The organism is Devosia sp. FJ2-5-3, from assembly GCF_029201545.1.
Lineage (GTDB): Bacteria > Pseudomonadota > Alphaproteobacteria > Rhizobiales > Devosiaceae > Devosia.
This window is the reverse complement of sequence record NZ_CP104007.1, coordinates 2261344-2277009: the sequence shown is the minus strand read 5'-3', so window position 1 is coordinate 2277009 and position 15666 is coordinate 2261344. Positions and strand designations below refer to the sequence as shown.

The window sequence follows — 15666 nt, the reverse complement described above, 5'->3', positions numbered from 1 at the left end:
TGACCAGCTTCACGGCGCTGCGTAACCATTCTGGAGGTCAGCAAATGACCGCGGATCTTGGTTTCTTCCCGCCTGCCGTATGGCGTCATCGACCACAGTCAGCAGTTTCTCGACATTGAGCGGCTTGCTGTAAAATGACACCCCTGCAGGTAAGTCATCCGGCTTCGGACGCTTGGCTCCTGAAATGACCACGACGCCGATTTCCGGCCACCCATAGCGAACTTGCCGGGCGAGAGTGATACCGTCTCGGGTCCCCGGCATTTCCACGTCGGTCACTATCGCGGCAATCCTGTCTCAATAGTCGCGGATTTCTTTCATGGCGGCCAGCGTTGACGGCGCCAAAATGGTCTTCCAGCCCAGGGTCTCGAGCTGTTCGCTGAGGAACAGCTGAAGTAAGGGATCGTCTTCGACAATGAGCACATTCTTTCGCATGATCACCCGCCAGGTTGCAGACTCCGACAAGGCTCATTTGCATGTTTCAGTTGCAGTTCGTCCGATCACATTGACGGGGTGATCGATCACCAGGGGGATGCGTAACTCGGTGTCCAGACGCCGTATCGGATGGAGAATTCGTCTTCGCGTCGGCCGCACCTGTCATCCCCGTCGTCGCGAGAAAAAATCCATGGCGAACATCCCATCGTCTGACCGCCTGATAGGCGAGCGGCCTAACGTTTAGGTAACCTAAGCATTAGGCAGTCAAAGCATCATCGCGCTTTATCGGGTTACTGGCGGCGTCGCCCCATTCATACCGGCCCATTGGTAAAATTGATGTCTAAGCCCTTGAAGTATGTCAGCACATACACTCCGCGTGGCGCCTTCGCTGAGACGATGCTGGTAACGGCGCGTCTCTACCGACTCGAACTGGAGAAGGTTTTCAAACCGTCGGGTCTGACATTGGCGATGCTCGAACCCCTTTTCCGGCTTGAGCGCAGCAAGACGGTGATGCAACAGACTTTGGTCCGCTCGCTGAGAGTGTCGGCCGCATCGGTTGTGCCTCAGCTCGATCGGCTTGTGGCATTGGGTTTCGTGGAACGTTCCCAAGACACGCACGATCGACGTGAAAACGTGCTTGCCATAACTGAGCTGGGCGCCTCCGTCGCCCACCGGTGTCGGGAAATGATCGCAGAGGTTTCGGAAAAGTATTTCGCCGATATCGAAGAGCGCGCCTTTAGTGACGGCAATTATATCCTGGCAGCGCTACTAAAGAACTTGGAACGCGAAAAGGTTCAGGCATACGAGGAGGATGTGAAAACGCGTTGCCGCCGCCGGTCCACGAGGCGACAACTTCCACGACTGTCCTAGCTGCCTAGCGGAACCTGCCGGTGACAACAGATCCGATCTGTGTGACTTTTGACCAGAATGCCGTCACCACGAAGTCCCGCATTCCCGGATTGTGTCAAGGCCAGCGACAATGACCGGTCGCTAGGTCACAGTTGGTTTGTGGTCAGCGGCCTGCCGCCCATGAGCATGACCGTTTCACACGTCGTGTTGGGCCGAGCATTCCCCGAAGAGCATCAGAGCGTCTTCGCGAAGTTCCAGTAAAAACCTTCGCAGGTCGGGCTCATATACCGCACCGGCAGCTCTTTTGGGTCGGAACCAAGCCCGTTTCCGCTGGCCCTTCTCATCCCATTTTGACAGTTCTTCAGTGACGCGCAGCGGGTAAACCAAAGCTTGGGCGGCCTGGAAGTGCCGTCGCCAAAAATTTTGATGAAGTGGTAGGATCCCATCGCTCTGCCCGACGCCAATAGGCTACTTGGCGGTTACCTCTTACTCCGAGGCAGTTGCCGAGGTGACCAATGGAAAGCTCAAATCCGGAAAGACCACATCGTCGAACTTGGGCGTAAACAAGAGAGCTGCCAAAAGCATTGATGCTCCCCATTTAACGGTCGCATTTCTGCGACGTCGTTGTCTCGCTGTGAGCAGCATTTGATCCCCCAAGTCCTTGCACTTAATGCAAAGACCGGTAGATCCGATCCGTTGGAAATCGCAATTCAACCGGAAATAGTTATCGCTTTTCGGTAGCGGATTTGATTTGGCGTCGGTGGGCGATTCAGGCACCTATCGGCTATGCCGACCACAAAGCGCCGCCCTCGCAAACCCAAAATCGACTTCCTCAAATCGAGCCAGAACCGCGACCAGTTTCGTGCCTTGGATTTTGATGCCAGCGGCACGCCGACTCTCGGTCAGAAGCTCCCGACTTCGAACTGAACTCCAACGTCCTGTGCTCCAACTGATGCCAGGTTATGCCCAGCGCTTGGTTGCCTCAGTGCCCCTTAGTCTTCGCGAGTGTAACCACTACAGAACGGCGCGATGGAGTGTGGCGTGTTGGAAGCAGTCGGGTTAAGTAGGGCCAAGGCAGAAGGAGCAGCACGATGTGCAATCTCTATTCCATGACTACAACCACAGACGCCATCCAGCGCTTGGTGGATGAGTGGGACGAGGTGATGCGCAACATCCCGCCGCTGTACGCGATCTACCCCGACTATGGTGCGCCCATCATAAAAGAGCGCGCCGGTCGACGACTTCTTGGCGTGGCCAGATGGGGCATCCCATCCTTGAAAAACTCGGTCACCGATAAACCAGATCGTGGCAATACCAACATTCGCCATCCTTGGTTCGATGACTGGAAAGGGTATCTCGGCGTCGAAAACCGATGCCTCGTGCCAGTCACGCGTTTCGCCGAGCCGACCAAGCTGGATGACGGCAGCAGCGGCAATGGGTGGTTCGCCGTGGATGACACTGAGCCGCTGTTCTTTTTCGCAGGCGTTCATACGCAGTGGACAGGCGTACGGCGCAAGGACGAGGGTGCGCTGTCCCATCAACTGTTCGCATTCTTCACCACCAAGCCCAATGACATCGTCGTCGCCGTTCACGAAAAGGCGATGCCCGTCATCCTTCAAAGCGAGGAGGAGCGGGACGTTTGGCTCGGGGCGCCATGGAGCGAAGCCAAGGCGCTCCAGAAGCCATTGCCGGATGGAGTGCTCGAGGTCATTGCGAGGCTGCCGTTGAAGTACGTTCCAGGGCTAAACGAAATTCCCGAACCCGGCGATCCGCTGCGGCTGCCGGTGTAGCGATGGCGCGTAAGTTGCCGCCATTGCTTGTGGTCGACGGCGACTCGTTCGCCCACCGTGCCTATCATGGGCTGCCCAAGACCATCCGGCGCCAAGGTGACCGGCCTGCTGGGGCCATCGTCGGGTTCGCGAATTACCTCTTGAAGCTATATGCAGATGAGAGGCCCAGAGCTGTGGTGGTGGGATGGGACACGCTCGAAAAGCCGAACTGGCGGGCGAAGGAATTCCCAGACTATCAAGGTGGCAGAGAATTCGACGGCGACATTATCGAGCAGCTCAAGGTTTTGCCGGAATTCGTGGAGTCTTTCGGTTTTGTCTGCGGAAAGGCCGCCGGTTTCGAGGCAGATGATTTCTTGGCCACAGCGGTCGCAATGGAAGAAAAGGCGGGCGGCACCGCCTTGGTCGCGACAGGCGATCGGGATGCATTCCAACTTGCCTCCAGGAGGACCACAATCCTCAACCCTGCCAAGGCCGGAGAAATCGTCAGGATCGGGCCGACCGAGGTGCGTGAGCGTTATGGCGTTGAGCCGTCGCAGGTGCCGGACTTCATCGCCCTGCGCGGCGACCCCTCAGACAAGATCCCTGGCGCGAAGGGGATTGGCGAAAAGACGGCCGCCAAATTGCTCGGGGAGTTTCCCGACCTTGAAGCCATGCTCGCAGATGGCCGGTTCGGCGAACAGGTGGATGATCTCAAACTGTACAAGCGGATTGCGACCATGGTGACGGACGCGCCGCTGAAAACCATTGCCGACCAAGTTCCTGATTGGAATAACGCCGCCGCCCTGACTAAGAGTTGGGAGCTCAAAGCCTTGACGGAGCGGCTGGAACAACTGGCGGAACAGGTCAAGGATGACCGCTAGGATGGACGTTTTTTCCGACGAGCCCACGATAGTTTTCGACACGGACTGCATGCTCTGCTCGGGGATCGTGCACTTCATTCTCCGGCATGAGAGCGACCAATCAATCCGTTTCGTATCGGCTTGGTCGGAGGCTGGCATCGCACTTGCCGCCAGCCATGATTTGACCAAAGGCGATCTGGACCGAACCTTCCTGTTCGTCGAGCATGGGGTAGGCCTAACCCGGTCGGACGCGGCTCTGGCGATATCAGATCATCTGCGTTGGCCTTGGCGAGCTATATCCATGTTCCGAGTGATCCCAGGCGCACTGCGAGACCTCGTCTACAACCTTGTAGCTCGGCACAGATATCGATGGTTCGGTCGGCAGGATGGGTGTTTCGTCGTACCGTCCCAACAGCGGCATCGTTTCATTGATGCCACCGGTTAGGCCGTCAGCGTAGGGGACGATTGCCTCCCATTCGTCGGTATCCGTCATCGACAGGTTCTTAACCGCATGTGTCATGTGATCGGTCACCCGATTGACTCCGTCCGTCCTTAAATGAGAACAAATAAGGAACATATGTCGGCGGAGAGTCAATCGTGGATTTGGGGATGCGAACCGTTGGAGAGGCCCAGCCGGCCTATGCCGAGTTGCTCGCCGCCACCAATTTCAGCTTCCTGCGCGGAGCGAGTCACCCTTTCGAAATGGTCGGCCAAGCTGCTGGCCTCGGTCTCACCGGCATCGGAATCTGCGACCGAAACTCCATGAGCGGCGTTGTCCGCGCCTTTTCCGCAGCGCGCGAATTGGCCAAGGACAACCCGGACTTCAAGCTGGTCGTCGGAACGAGGTTGGTCTTTTTCGACGGTACACCCGACATAGCGGTTTATCCCACGGATCGAGCAGCCTATGGACGCTTGAGCGCACTCCTAACTCTCGGCAACAGGCGGGCACCCAAAGGGTCGTGTGAACTGGCGCTGCAGGATCTGATCGATCACGTCGAGGGGCAACTCATGATCGTGGTCCCTCGAGACCAGAACATCGAGCGTGATGTTGGCATAGCCAGGTTGTTGAACGATCTCGCGCCTGAACAGGTCTGGGTTGCGGCTTGCCCAAAATACGACGGCATCGACCGCGCCCGGCTCAACCGGATAGCGCAAGCCGCCGGTCAACAAGGGCTGCCGATGATTGCCAGCATGGATGCGCTCTACCACGAGCCTTCAAGGGTCATTATCCAGGACGTCCTCACCTGTATCCGCGAACTGACCACTCTCAACAATGCCGGCTTTCTCCTGGCGGCCAATGCCGAGCGACACATCAAGCCGGCAGGGGAGATGGCCAGCCTGTTCCGTGAGCACCCTCAGGCTCTGACCGAAACCAATCGCGTTTTGGCGCGCATCGGTTTCAAGCTCGACCAGCTCAAATACATCTATCCCGACGAGGTGGTCGGCAACGGCGAAACCGCTCAACAAACGTTGGAGCGCTTTGCTCACGCCGGTGCCGCAACCCGCTACCCTCATGGGGTTCCAGAGAAGGTCCAGAAGGGGTTGATCCACGAACTCGCCTTGATCGGCGAGATGGGCTACGCGCCATATTTCCTGACGGTCCAAGATATCGTCCGGTTTGCCCGGCAGGAGCGCGGAATTCTGTGTCAGGGCAGGGGGTCTGCGGCAAATTCGGCGGTGTGTTTCTGCCTGGGCATCACCGAGGTCGATCCCATGTTGGTCGACCTCCTCTTCGAACGTTTTGTCTCGACCGAACGCGACGAGCCACCCGATATCGACGTCGACTTCGAGCATGAGCGGCGCGAAGAGGTGATGCAGTACATCTATCAAAAGTACGGTCGGCACCGGGCGGGTCTGACCGCCAATGTCATCACCTACAGGACCAAGGGCGCTATCCGCGACGTCGGTAAAGTCTTCGGGCTGTCCGACGACACCATCAAACTGATCGGCGGCCTGAATTGGGGCTGGGGTGCGATGGACATACCGCCTGAACGCTTGAAGCAGGCCGGCATCGAACCAAACGATCCCACCATCATGATGGTGATGCAGATCGCCAATGACCTTTATGGGTTTCCGCGTCATCTTGGACAGCACGTTGGCGGCTTCGTCATCACACGGGACCGTCTCGACGAGCTGGTACCCATCAGCAATGCTGCGATGGAGGATCGCACCGTCATCGAATGGAACAAGGACGATCTTGACGAGCTGGGGATCCTCAAAGTCGACGTGCTGGCCTTGGGCATGCTGTCCTGCATACGCCGCTCGTTCGACTTAATCCGGCAGCACTACGGACAGCCGCTTACTCTGGCGACAGTGCCCCAAGAGGATCCGCGGGTCTACAAGATGACCCACCGGGCGGACACGATCGGCGTGTTTCAGATCGAGAGCCGGGCCCAGATGTCCATGCTACCCCGGCTCAAGCCATCCGAATTCTACGATCTGGTCATTGAGGTCGCCATCGTTCGCCCCGGTCCGATCCAGGGCGACATGGTGCATCCATACCTGAAGCGTCGACAAGGGTTGGAGGCCACGTCCTATCCTTCACCTGAGCTCGAACACGTTCTCAAGAAGACCTACGGCGTTCCGCTGTTCCAGGAGCAGGCGATGAAGATCGCCATCGTCGGTGCCGGCTTTTCGCCCGGCGAGGCCGACAAGCTGCGGCGCGCCATGGCCACGTTCAAGCGGACCGGCGGCGTCGGTCCTTTCCGGGACAAATTCATCGCCGGCATGCTGGGCAATGGCTATACCAAGGATTTTGCGGAGGCCTGTTTCCGTCAGATCGAAGGGTTCGGGTCATATGGCTTTCCGGAGTCGCATGCCGCGTCCTTCGCGCTATTGGTTTATGTCTCGTGCTGGCTGAAGTGCCATTACCCCGATGTGTTTGGCGCCGCGCTGCTGAACTCTCAGCCCCTTGGCTTCTACGCGCCAGCGCAGATCATCTCCGACGCCCAAGCCCATGGCGTGGACGTGCGACCGGTCGACATCAACCTGAGCGATCTGGAAGTGGTCATGGAGAGGACCAACCAAGCTGGTTTGACCCTGGCGCCTAGGCACGCCGAGATGCTCGAAGACATCTGGGGCAACATGGGAATTCGGCTTGGCTTCAATCTGGTCGACAAGCTTCGGACGGACGATGCCAATCTCATCATCGCACGTCGCCGCGGCGGCTATGACAGTATCCGCGATTTGTGGCTCCGCACCGGTCTGCAGCCTGCAGTGCTGTCGAGGTTGGCTGACGCCGATGCATTCCAGTCGCTTGGCCTGTCTCGACGCGATGCTGCCTGGGCGATTACCGGCCTGATTGGCGAACACGGTGCGGAGACCTTGCCGCTGTTCCAGGCCAGTGAGGCTCCAGGTCGGGCGGACAGCTATGAGAGCGGCTTGCCACCCATGCCCCCGGGCGAGGAAGTCATCCACGACTACCGGGCGCTGTCGATATCGCTGAAGGCCCATCCTATGAGCTTCCTGCGCGAGAACCTGTTCAGTCGTGGTGTCGCCGTGTCGGATTCGCTGCGGACCACGCAGCCAGGGCGTTACGTTAACGTGGCCGGGCTGGTGCTTGTCCGCCAGCGGCCGGGTACGGCCAGCGGCGTCATCTTCGCCACCCTGGAGGACGAGACCGGCGTAGTTAACGTCATCATCTGGCCAAAGGTTTTCGAGGCGAACCGCCGCGTGGTCTTGGGCGCCCGAGTCCTCGGCGTGCGCGGTAAGCTCCAGCGCGAAGGTATTGTCATCCATGTGATCGCGGAGAAATTCGTCGATCTAAGTCGCGACATGGCGGCTATCGCTGGCGGTACCGAGATCGGCGAGCGAACCATTGCCCGTGCCGACGAGGTCAAGAGTGGCGGTCCCAAGGGGCGCAATCGCGAGCAGGAGCAGTACGACGCCAGCGTCTCGAGGCGCTTGCTCGATGCCTTACCCGCTGGCCGGAACTTCCACTGATGACCCGACCAATCCGCACCCTCGAGGACTTCCGCGACACAGATCGCGCGATCCACGCCTATTGCAGCCATTATTGGGTCTGCAGCCATGACGCCCAGCTTCGCCTTGAAATCCTCGCCGTTCATCTCGGCTGGGCGTTCGACTTTTATTCTGGGCGAGACTATCTGGCCGGCAGACTACGCTGCTCGACATGCGGCTGGTATCACCCGACGTTTGCGCTTGGGCACGCAGGCAAACGCCCGGAATTTTCCGGCAGCCATGGAGCAGGGGTGGTCGTTCTGGCGACCGAAGAGCTGGTTGCAATGCAACGCGCGCGCGAAGTCAACATCGCGGGTGAGATGCCGTGGGTGGGCGTCCGCAAGGGCGGTAGGAAATTTGGGCGATGACTGCTGACATCCCATGGCACGCAGCTCTCTTAGAAGCTGAGACACAATGACAGTCCGCAAGATCATACACGTCGACATGGACGCGTTTTATGCATCGGTTGAACAGCGCGACAATCCGGCCCTCCGCGGCAAGCCAGTTACCGTTGGCTATGGTGCTGCTCGAGGCGTGGTCGCAGCGGCCAGCTATGAGGCCCGCGAATTCGGCGTCCGATCCGCCATGCCGTCTGTTACGGCAATGCGGAAATGTACCAGCCTGATCTTCGTGCCGCCCCGGTTCGAGGTCTACAAATCGGTCTCATCCCAAATCCGCGAGATATTTGCAGAGCACACCGATCTCATCGAGCCTCTATCCTTGGACGAAGCTTATCTCGACGTAACCGAGAACAAGCAGAACATTCCCTTGGCCACGGACGTTGCCAATGCCATTCGGGCGCGGATCAAAGAGGTCACGGGCCTCAATTCATCGGCCGGCATCAGCTACAACAAGTTCCTGGCCAAGATGGCCAGCGGCCATCGCAAGCCAAACAATTACTATGTCATCCCGCCCGGGAGGGGCGCCGCTTTCGTGGCTTCGCTGCCGATAGAGAAGTTCCACGGAGTTGGGCCGGCGACCGCCGCCCGTATGCACGCTATGGGCATCGCCACCGGCGCCGACCTGGCGGAGCTCACCATGGACGACATGTCCGCGCGCTTCGGTCGTTCAGCGCAATACTGGTTCGACCTTTCGCGCGGCATTGATGAGCGCGAGGTGAAGCCGAACCGCGAACGGAAGTCGATTGGCGCGGAGGACACATTCCGCGACGACATCACCACGATCGATGAGGCAAGGGCCTTGGCTGCGCCATTGGCCGATAAGGTTTGGAGTGTTTGCGATAGTCGTCACCTCTTCGGGCGTACGGTGACCCTCAAGGTGAAGTTCGCTGATTTCGAGCAGATCACCCGCGCCCGTAGCTTGCCGTCATTCGTTCGCGATCGCGAAACGCTGGGTAATGTCGTCGAGACCCTGCTCGCCGCCACCTTTCCGCCCCGCATGCCAGTGCGCCTGCTGGGCGTAACGATATCCAATTTCGACCGAAGCGAGACGCCGCAAGCTGACCAAATGGCATTGCCCATCGAGTAGCTCCGGATGCGACCTACAATGGGTCGGACGCGTTGGAGACAAGGTGCTGCATCTGGAGCGAGTATGACCGTTCGCAGAATTCGCGTGATTGATCTGGAAACAGCCGGAGACGCGGCTACTGACGTCTGCGAGATCGGTTGGCAGGACGTAGTGTCGATCGATTTCGGCGAATGGCATTTGAATGAGGAGCGCGGTAACCGCTTCGTCAATCCTGGCCGGCCTATCAGCCCCGAGACGATGTCCATTCACCACATCTTGGACGAATGGGTCTCAGACGCGCCGTTTTGGAAAGTAATGGCCAGCGAAGTTCTGCAGCCCGAAGGCGGTGTGCTTGCACTTGCCGCTCATCGTGCCGCTTTCGAGCAACGATACTGCACGCCTAGGCTCGCCGGCGGAGTGTCATGGATCTGCACTTGGAAGTCGGCGCTTCGGGTCTGGCCTGAATTGCATGGCTTCTCCAACCAGATGCTGCGCTATCAGCGAAAGCCAATGGGTCTCGTCCATGAGATCGGCTTGCCGGCGCATCGGGCTATGCCGGACGCATATGTCACCGCGTTTCATCTTCGAGATCAACTTAACGCAGTGGGCTCCGACCAATTAATCGAATGGAGCCGGCAACCGGGTTTGTTACCGCGTGTTCGCTCCGGTCCAGAGCGTGGCAGGGCATGGGCTGACATCAGTTCAGCATCCCTCAACGAATTGGCGCATGACAGAGATATCGACACTCGTTTCAGCGCCGAGATTGAGCTTCGTCGGCGCGAGGGTGGAGTGTCGCCGACGCCGGCCTTAAAGACGCAATTCGACTTATTCTGAAGTGGCGGGAGATCCGGCACTGAACCGACACGTATCCGTCCCAACGCTCCGGCTCAGGGACGGTAACCGAACTCGCTGCGATCGGGGCGAAAAAACGTCTGACTATAAAGCAGACAGTACGTAGCCCACCCCGACGCCGCCTGTCTGCCTCCGACCCAATCTCAGTCGTTCCGACATCACCAACGGCTTTCCGAAGCGGTCGTGACCAGCACGCTCGACTATCAGCCTCGGCGGGGCCGGTAGCGGTCTGTCCGGTTTTGGCGACATCTGTTACTAAGCGGCCATATTAACTGCGTTGCTGCCATTGGCCGATATGGGGCCGGCTGCGGACCGTCGGCTTTCGGCAGCCGGACGAGGAAAAGCGGACATTCCGATTTGCGTGTTGCCGGTTCCTATTGGGCCTGAAACCGACTGGCTCTTCTGCCCCTAAAGATCGGCCGAACCGGGACTGGGTGTTTGCGCGATGGAGCGGCTCTGCCACAGCTTGCCTGCGCCATCCTTCTATTTGCTGAAGTCGCCTTGCAGGCACCTTTTTTCTCAGCTGCGACGCCATAGACGTATCGGGTCTTGTTCTTATTGCGCCTCCACGTCCTGCTGGCGCAGCTCCGCCACATGTGGCCAGATGTTCATCGCCGACAAAGACCTGGACTGCAAGTCTGGCCAGCCCGGGAGGCGCGCAGCGCCGGGCAGCACCAAAAGCCGTTCCAAGGCGCAAGAAATACACCGATAAACGAAGGTCTAGCGTTCGGCAAGACCGGCACCAACGCCGCTTTCTGGATGCGGGGAAGGCATGTCAGGAACCGGCAAAGGATGCTCAAACCCGCAACGGCGATATCGAAGGAAATGTCCGTCTCCCACGACGGGCGACACATGGAGCAGGCGGCGGCCATCTGGTGCACTGACCCCAATGCGGCGCCGGGCTAAACTGCCCCGGTAGCCTGTCAGTGATCGAAGTCGGTCGCGATAAGCTCTACGGGCTGACCATGTGAGGTGCGCTGGAAGGCGGCGGCCCAGGCAGATCGATAGTGCTCGAAATCCGAGGCGTTGACCACCTGCTGTCGATCAGCAGGCGTTTGAGAATGCGCTGTCAGACGAGATAATATCCATGGTCCCCGCAGTCCGGTCCGGCCTCTACCCGTCGCAGTTCCTCGCCCAGGGCACTGGCCCAGCTTGACCAAGAGAAATGGCCGGCCTCCGACAGGTGAAGTGCTATCGCATGCGCCCGTGCCTGCCCCACTTGTCGAAGACGGGCCGAGGCCTTGTCCAGTGCATCCTTCATCGTACGGCCTCCGCTTCAAGATAGGGAGGCGTCGATCACGACCTCGAATGGCGGCTGGTCCAATGCGCGCCTTGACTGGAATTGAACGCGACAGCGTAGACCCAGGTGGATGGCGTTCAGATAGTCTGTGACTTTGGGTTAGCACTCGCAACGGTGTCCGTGGCCCCGCCAAACATAAAGCTACGCTCAGAATCGTAGGAACACCGACTACGCAGTGTTGACAGTCTGCAGTTAACTCTTCAGCATGGTGCCGGAGGGTTCGCATGATCAGTTATATCTTGAGACGCATGGGGTGGGCTGCGGTGACCTTGCTGGTCATCCTCACCTTTGTCTTTTTCCTTGCCCGCCTGACTGGCGATCCGGTGCGCCTTATGCTGCCGGACCAAGCGACGCAAGCCGACGTCGATGCCATGCGGGAAACGCTTGGCCTGAACCGACCAGTCCTTGAACAATATGCGGATTTTATGCTCGGTGCCGTTCAGGGTGATCTGGGCAACTCGATCCGCCAGCAGCGCCCGGCGCTTGAACTCGTGCTTGATCGGCTCCCCGCGACCCTCGAACTGGCGATCTCCTCCTTCGCCATCGGGCTGTCGCTGGCCGTTCTGCTCGCTGTGATCGGTGAAGTTGTTAACAGTAAACGCCTCAAGAGCGCATTACTCTGGGTGGCGACAACGCGACAGGCGATCCCGCCCTATCTGTTCGGCATCCTGCTTATCCTGTTGCTGTCCGTGAATCTCGGCGTGCTCCCGGCAATTGGTCGCAATTCGCTGTCGAGCTATGTCATTCCCGTTGCAACCATGGCCACGTTCGAGGTGGCCCTCTATCTGCGCCTGTTCAACACGTTCTTCGACGAGATGCGCAACTCGGACTGGGTCCGCACGGCGCGCTCGCGCGGGATTAGCCGCACCCGCCTGGTTCTGAGACATATGCTGCCCAATGCCATTCTGCCTGTCATTACCGTCGCGGGCATCAATCTGGGCGTGCTGGTCGGCGGCACTGTCGTGCTCGAGATGGTCTTCAACTGGCCGGGCCTCGGACGGTTGATCGTCCAGGGCGTCGCCCAGAGAGACTACCCTATCGTTCAGGCCGGGGTTCTGGCTGTGGCCTGCATCTTCGTTCTCATCAATCTGGTCGTGGACATGCTCTACATGCTGCTTGACCCTCGCGTGAGGCTCTCCTGATGGCGCAGTCGATTACAGCAATGCGCCCGCGCATTTCCGTCAGTCTGTCGATGGCCCTGGCGCTGTTGATGCTGACCATTGTTGCCATTCTGGTGTTGGTGGTCCCGTTCTGGCCGGGCTTTGATCCGGTCAAGCAGAACCTGCTCTTTGCCCAGGAGCTGCCGTTCAAGTCCGGCACACATCCGCTGGGAACGGACGCTCTTGGCCGCGATATGCTCAGCCGGCTGTCCATGGCCACGAGAGTGTCCCTGCTGGTCGCAGGCGGAGCCGTCGCCATCAGCGCCATGATCGGCCTGACATTCGGCCTTCTCGCCGGTTGGCTGCGCGGTCCGGTTGACGCCGTGCTCATGGCACTGGGTAATATTCAGCTGTCCATCCCGGTTGTGCTGCTCCTCATCGTTCTGGTCGCTGTTTTCGGCTCCCATCCGCTGCTGTTGGTCGTGCTTCTCGGCGTGACCAATTGGGTCGGCTATGGCCGCATTGTCCGCTCGCAAGTGGTGTCTCTGCGCGAGCGCGAATTCATCACTGCCGTGTCCACCGCCGGTGGGTCTGGCTGGTGGACGATGCGCAAGCATCTGCTGCCAAACGTCATTCCGTCGGTGCTTGTGCTTGCCGCTTTCGATGTAGGCGTAATCATCACCATTGAATCGTCGCTCAGCTTCATCGGCCTGGGTATCCAGCCGCCAACGCCGAGCCTGGGCCTGATGATCAGCGAAGGTCAGCGCTATCTGCAGACCAACGGCACGCTGACCGTGTTCCCAGCATTGGCCATTTTTCTCCTGATCGGCGGAATTCAGTTCGCCTCTCAGGCACTCACTTCCCGTCCATCACGAGCATAATGAAATAAGAAGGGGTATTTTACTTGTTTAGCTCGCTTATCTCGACGACCCGTCGCACGCTTCTCGTCGCCGGCGCGGTGCTACTGGCCAGCACGGCTGTTCCGCAGGCTGCTTTCGCACAGGACTTCTCCGTGGTCCGTGCAGCCCAGGTCACCGACCCGACCAGCCTGAACCCGATTTATGACACCGACCTGCAGTCGCTGAACATTTTCTACAGCGTCTTTGACCAGCTCGTGGGCATCGACAATGAAGGCAATCCCGTGCCGCGTCTGGCCACGGAATGGGTCGCCTCTGACGATCTCAAGACCTGGACCTTTACCCTGCGTGACGGCGTGACCTTCCACGATGGTTCTGCGCTGACCGCTGAAGACGTCCTCTTCACGATCAACACCGCCAAGGAAGACCCCGCGTCGCGCCTCGGTGGCTACCTGACCATGGTCGAGAGCGTCTCGGCTGAAGGCAACAAGATCACCTTCAACCTCAGCCAGGGCTATGCCCCGTTTGACCGTCAGCTCACGCTCGTTCCCATCGTGTCCAAGGCTGCCTATGAAGCCATGGGCGCCGATGCCTATGGCCGCAAGCCAATTGGCTCGGGTCCGTACAGCGTCGATAACTGGATCAAGGACGTTTCGGTCACGCTGACCCGTAACGATGCGTATTGGGGCAATCAGGGCCAGTATCCCACGATCGTTTTCCAGACCATTCCAGACGAAACTGCACGCGCCAATGCCGTCCAGTCGGGCGACGTTGACATCGCCCTGATCGGGCCTTCGAGCGTTCCGGTCATCCAGAGCTCCTCGAATGTCGATCTGGTCAACCAGCAGTCCAACCTGGTCGTGTATATGGGCTTCAACACCGGCAATGACTGGCTGAAGGTTCCGAACATCCGTAAGGCTGTCGATATGGCTCTCGACCGTCAGACGCTGAACGAGCGCCTGCTCAACGGCCTGATGACCCCGGCTTCCCAGCTGCTGGCCCCGGTGACGTTCGGTTACGACGAGTCCATCCCTGTGACGGAATTCAATCTCGAAGAGGCAAAGCGTCTCGTCGCAGAATCCGGCTATGATGGTACGCCGATCCCGTTGACCTACCCGAACACCGGTCTGCCGCAGATCGACCAGATGGCTCAGGTTCTGGCCTTCTTCCTCAACGAAGCCGGTCTGCAGGTCTCGCTCGAGCCGCAGGAGGCATCGACCTTCATCAACAACTGGTTCATCCGCGACCTGCCGGGCCTTTACGTGTTCCGCTTCTCGCCGTCCGCTCTCGATGGCGACCTGCCGTTCTCGATGCTGATCCGTTCGGGCAACCAGGGCTTTGCCGAAAGCGCAGAAATCGACGCGCTGCTCGACAAGGAACTCGCTGAAGGCGACCAGGCGACCCGCGCCGCTCTGCTGGCTGATGTCAGCCGCGCCATCCAGGCAGGCACCTACTACGCCCCGCTCTTCATCGACACCAACACCTATGGTGTGGCCAAGGGTCTGGAATGGACCGCACGCCCCGACGGCATGATCGTCTTTAACTGAAAGGCACATATCACTATGGCTGAACTTCACCCCATCCGCGCCTATAGCGGCCCGATCCCAAAGCAGGACACCGCCCTGCTCGTGGTCGACATGCAGCGTGCTTTCTTCGACGAGAATGACTCGCTGGGGCGTATTGGCATCGACGTGTCGCCTCTGCGTGAAGCGATCCCGGGTACGACGCGCCTTGTGAACCTGGCGCGTGAGAATGGCGTCCCCGTCATTTTCACCCGCTATGTCTATTCCGTTGGTGGCGTGGATTTCGGGCTCGAATACGGCGCAATGGCCAAGGAACGCCTTGAGGCTGCATCGCTTGCCCATGGCAGCGATGAAATCGAACTCATCCCCGAAATGGGCCATCAGCCCAACGAAGTGGTGATCGACAAGTCGCGTCCGAGCTCGTTCTACGGCACGCGCCTTGAGCCAGTGCTCACCGGCATGCGCATCCGCAACCTGATCGTGTGCGGTGTCACCGCCAACATCTGTGTTGAATCGACTGTCCGCGACGCCGGCCAGCGCGACTACAACACCTTCGTTGTGTCCGATGCCGTTGCCGAGTTCCTGCCCGAGCGCAAGCACTACGCGCTTTATGGCATGGCATGGTCCTTCGCCCATGTCGTGAACGTTGACGGCATCAGCAAGGCCTGGGCGGCGACTGCCTAATCGTCGACATCCA

General features: G+C 59.2%; 14 protein-coding genes. 12 read left to right on the top strand and 2 right to left on the bottom strand.

The features are described 5' to 3' along the window. Nucleotides 1-9 precede the first annotated feature (9 nt). Nucleotides 10-276 carry a hypothetical protein gene (locus N0P34_RS11025; protein WP_275603296.1) on the bottom strand — a complete coding sequence of 89 codons (267 nt, stop codon included), beginning with the start codon at nucleotides 274-276 and terminating at the stop codon, nucleotides 10-12. Nucleotides 277-294: 18 nt separating this feature from the next. Further along, complete coding sequence (locus N0P34_RS11020) at nucleotides 295-432, bottom strand: hypothetical protein (RefSeq protein ID WP_275603295.1); 138 nt, start codon at nucleotides 430-432, stop codon at nucleotides 295-297. 336 nt (nucleotides 433-768) lie between these two features. On the opposite strand from N0P34_RS11020, the gene N0P34_RS11015 reads away from it, so the two are divergent. The 12 genes from N0P34_RS11015 (at nucleotide 769) to N0P34_RS10960 (ending at nucleotide 15653) form a co-directional block, all read left to right on the top strand. Then, nucleotides 769-1302: a MarR family transcriptional regulator gene (locus N0P34_RS11015; RefSeq protein WP_275603294.1), complete on the top strand. Its 534-nt coding sequence runs from the start codon at nucleotides 769-771 to the stop codon at nucleotides 1300-1302. A 1070-nt stretch (nucleotides 1303-2372) separates the two neighbouring features. After that, the gene (locus N0P34_RS11010; protein ID WP_275603293.1) at nucleotides 2373-3071 is read left to right on the top strand and encodes an SOS response-associated peptidase family protein; all 699 of its coding nucleotides are present in this window, start codon (nucleotides 2373-2375) and stop codon (nucleotides 3069-3071) included. A 2-nt stretch (nucleotides 3072-3073) separates the two neighbouring features. Then, nucleotides 3074-3931 (top strand): 5'-3' exonuclease H3TH domain-containing protein, encoded by an 858-nt coding sequence (locus N0P34_RS11005; RefSeq protein WP_275603292.1) that lies wholly within the window; start codon nucleotides 3074-3076, stop codon nucleotides 3929-3931. Next, the gene (locus N0P34_RS11000) at nucleotides 3921-4355 is read left to right on the top strand and encodes a DCC1-like thiol-disulfide oxidoreductase family protein (RefSeq protein ID WP_345774423.1); all 435 of its coding nucleotides are present in this window, start codon (nucleotides 3921-3923) and stop codon (nucleotides 4353-4355) included. Before N0P34_RS11005 ends, N0P34_RS11000 begins: the two co-directional genes overlap by 11 nt. Before the next feature lie 164 nt (nucleotides 4356-4519). Further along, the gene (locus N0P34_RS10995; protein WP_275606963.1) at nucleotides 4520-7852 is read left to right on the top strand and encodes an error-prone DNA polymerase; all 3333 of its coding nucleotides are present in this window, start codon (nucleotides 4520-4522) and stop codon (nucleotides 7850-7852) included. Then, the gene (locus tag N0P34_RS10990; protein ID WP_275603291.1) at nucleotides 7852-8238 is read left to right on the top strand and encodes a hypothetical protein; all 387 of its coding nucleotides are present in this window, start codon (nucleotides 7852-7854) and stop codon (nucleotides 8236-8238) included. The genes N0P34_RS10995 and N0P34_RS10990 overlap by 1 nt, the downstream gene beginning before the upstream one ends. Before the next feature lie 46 nt (nucleotides 8239-8284). Then, on the top strand, nucleotides 8285-9358 hold the full coding sequence (gene dinB, locus N0P34_RS10985; RefSeq protein ID WP_275603290.1) for a DNA polymerase IV: 1074 nt from the start codon (nucleotides 8285-8287) through the stop codon (nucleotides 9356-9358). A 63-nt stretch (nucleotides 9359-9421) separates the two neighbouring features. Continuing rightward, the gene (locus tag N0P34_RS10980; protein ID WP_275603289.1) at nucleotides 9422-10171 is read left to right on the top strand and encodes a DNA polymerase III subunit epsilon; all 750 of its coding nucleotides are present in this window, start codon (nucleotides 9422-9424) and stop codon (nucleotides 10169-10171) included. Between the two features lie 1542 nt (nucleotides 10172-11713). After that, nucleotides 11714-12631, top strand: a complete 918-nt coding sequence (locus tag N0P34_RS10975) for an ABC transporter permease (protein ID WP_275603288.1) — start codon at nucleotides 11714-11716, stop codon at nucleotides 12629-12631. Beyond that, the gene (locus N0P34_RS10970; RefSeq protein ID WP_275603287.1) at nucleotides 12631-13470 is read left to right on the top strand and encodes an ABC transporter permease; all 840 of its coding nucleotides are present in this window, start codon (nucleotides 12631-12633) and stop codon (nucleotides 13468-13470) included. The genes N0P34_RS10975 and N0P34_RS10970 overlap by 1 nt, the downstream gene beginning before the upstream one ends. A gap of 23 nt (nucleotides 13471-13493) precedes the next feature. Further along, nucleotides 13494-14993 carry an ABC transporter substrate-binding protein gene (locus tag N0P34_RS10965; protein WP_275603286.1) on the top strand — a complete coding sequence of 500 codons (1500 nt, stop codon included), beginning with the start codon at nucleotides 13494-13496 and terminating at the stop codon, nucleotides 14991-14993. A 15-nt stretch (nucleotides 14994-15008) separates the two neighbouring features. Continuing rightward, nucleotides 15009-15653: an isochorismatase family cysteine hydrolase gene (locus N0P34_RS10960; protein ID WP_275603285.1), complete on the top strand. Its 645-nt coding sequence runs from the start codon at nucleotides 15009-15011 to the stop codon at nucleotides 15651-15653. Nucleotides 15654-15666: the final 13 nt, after the last annotated feature.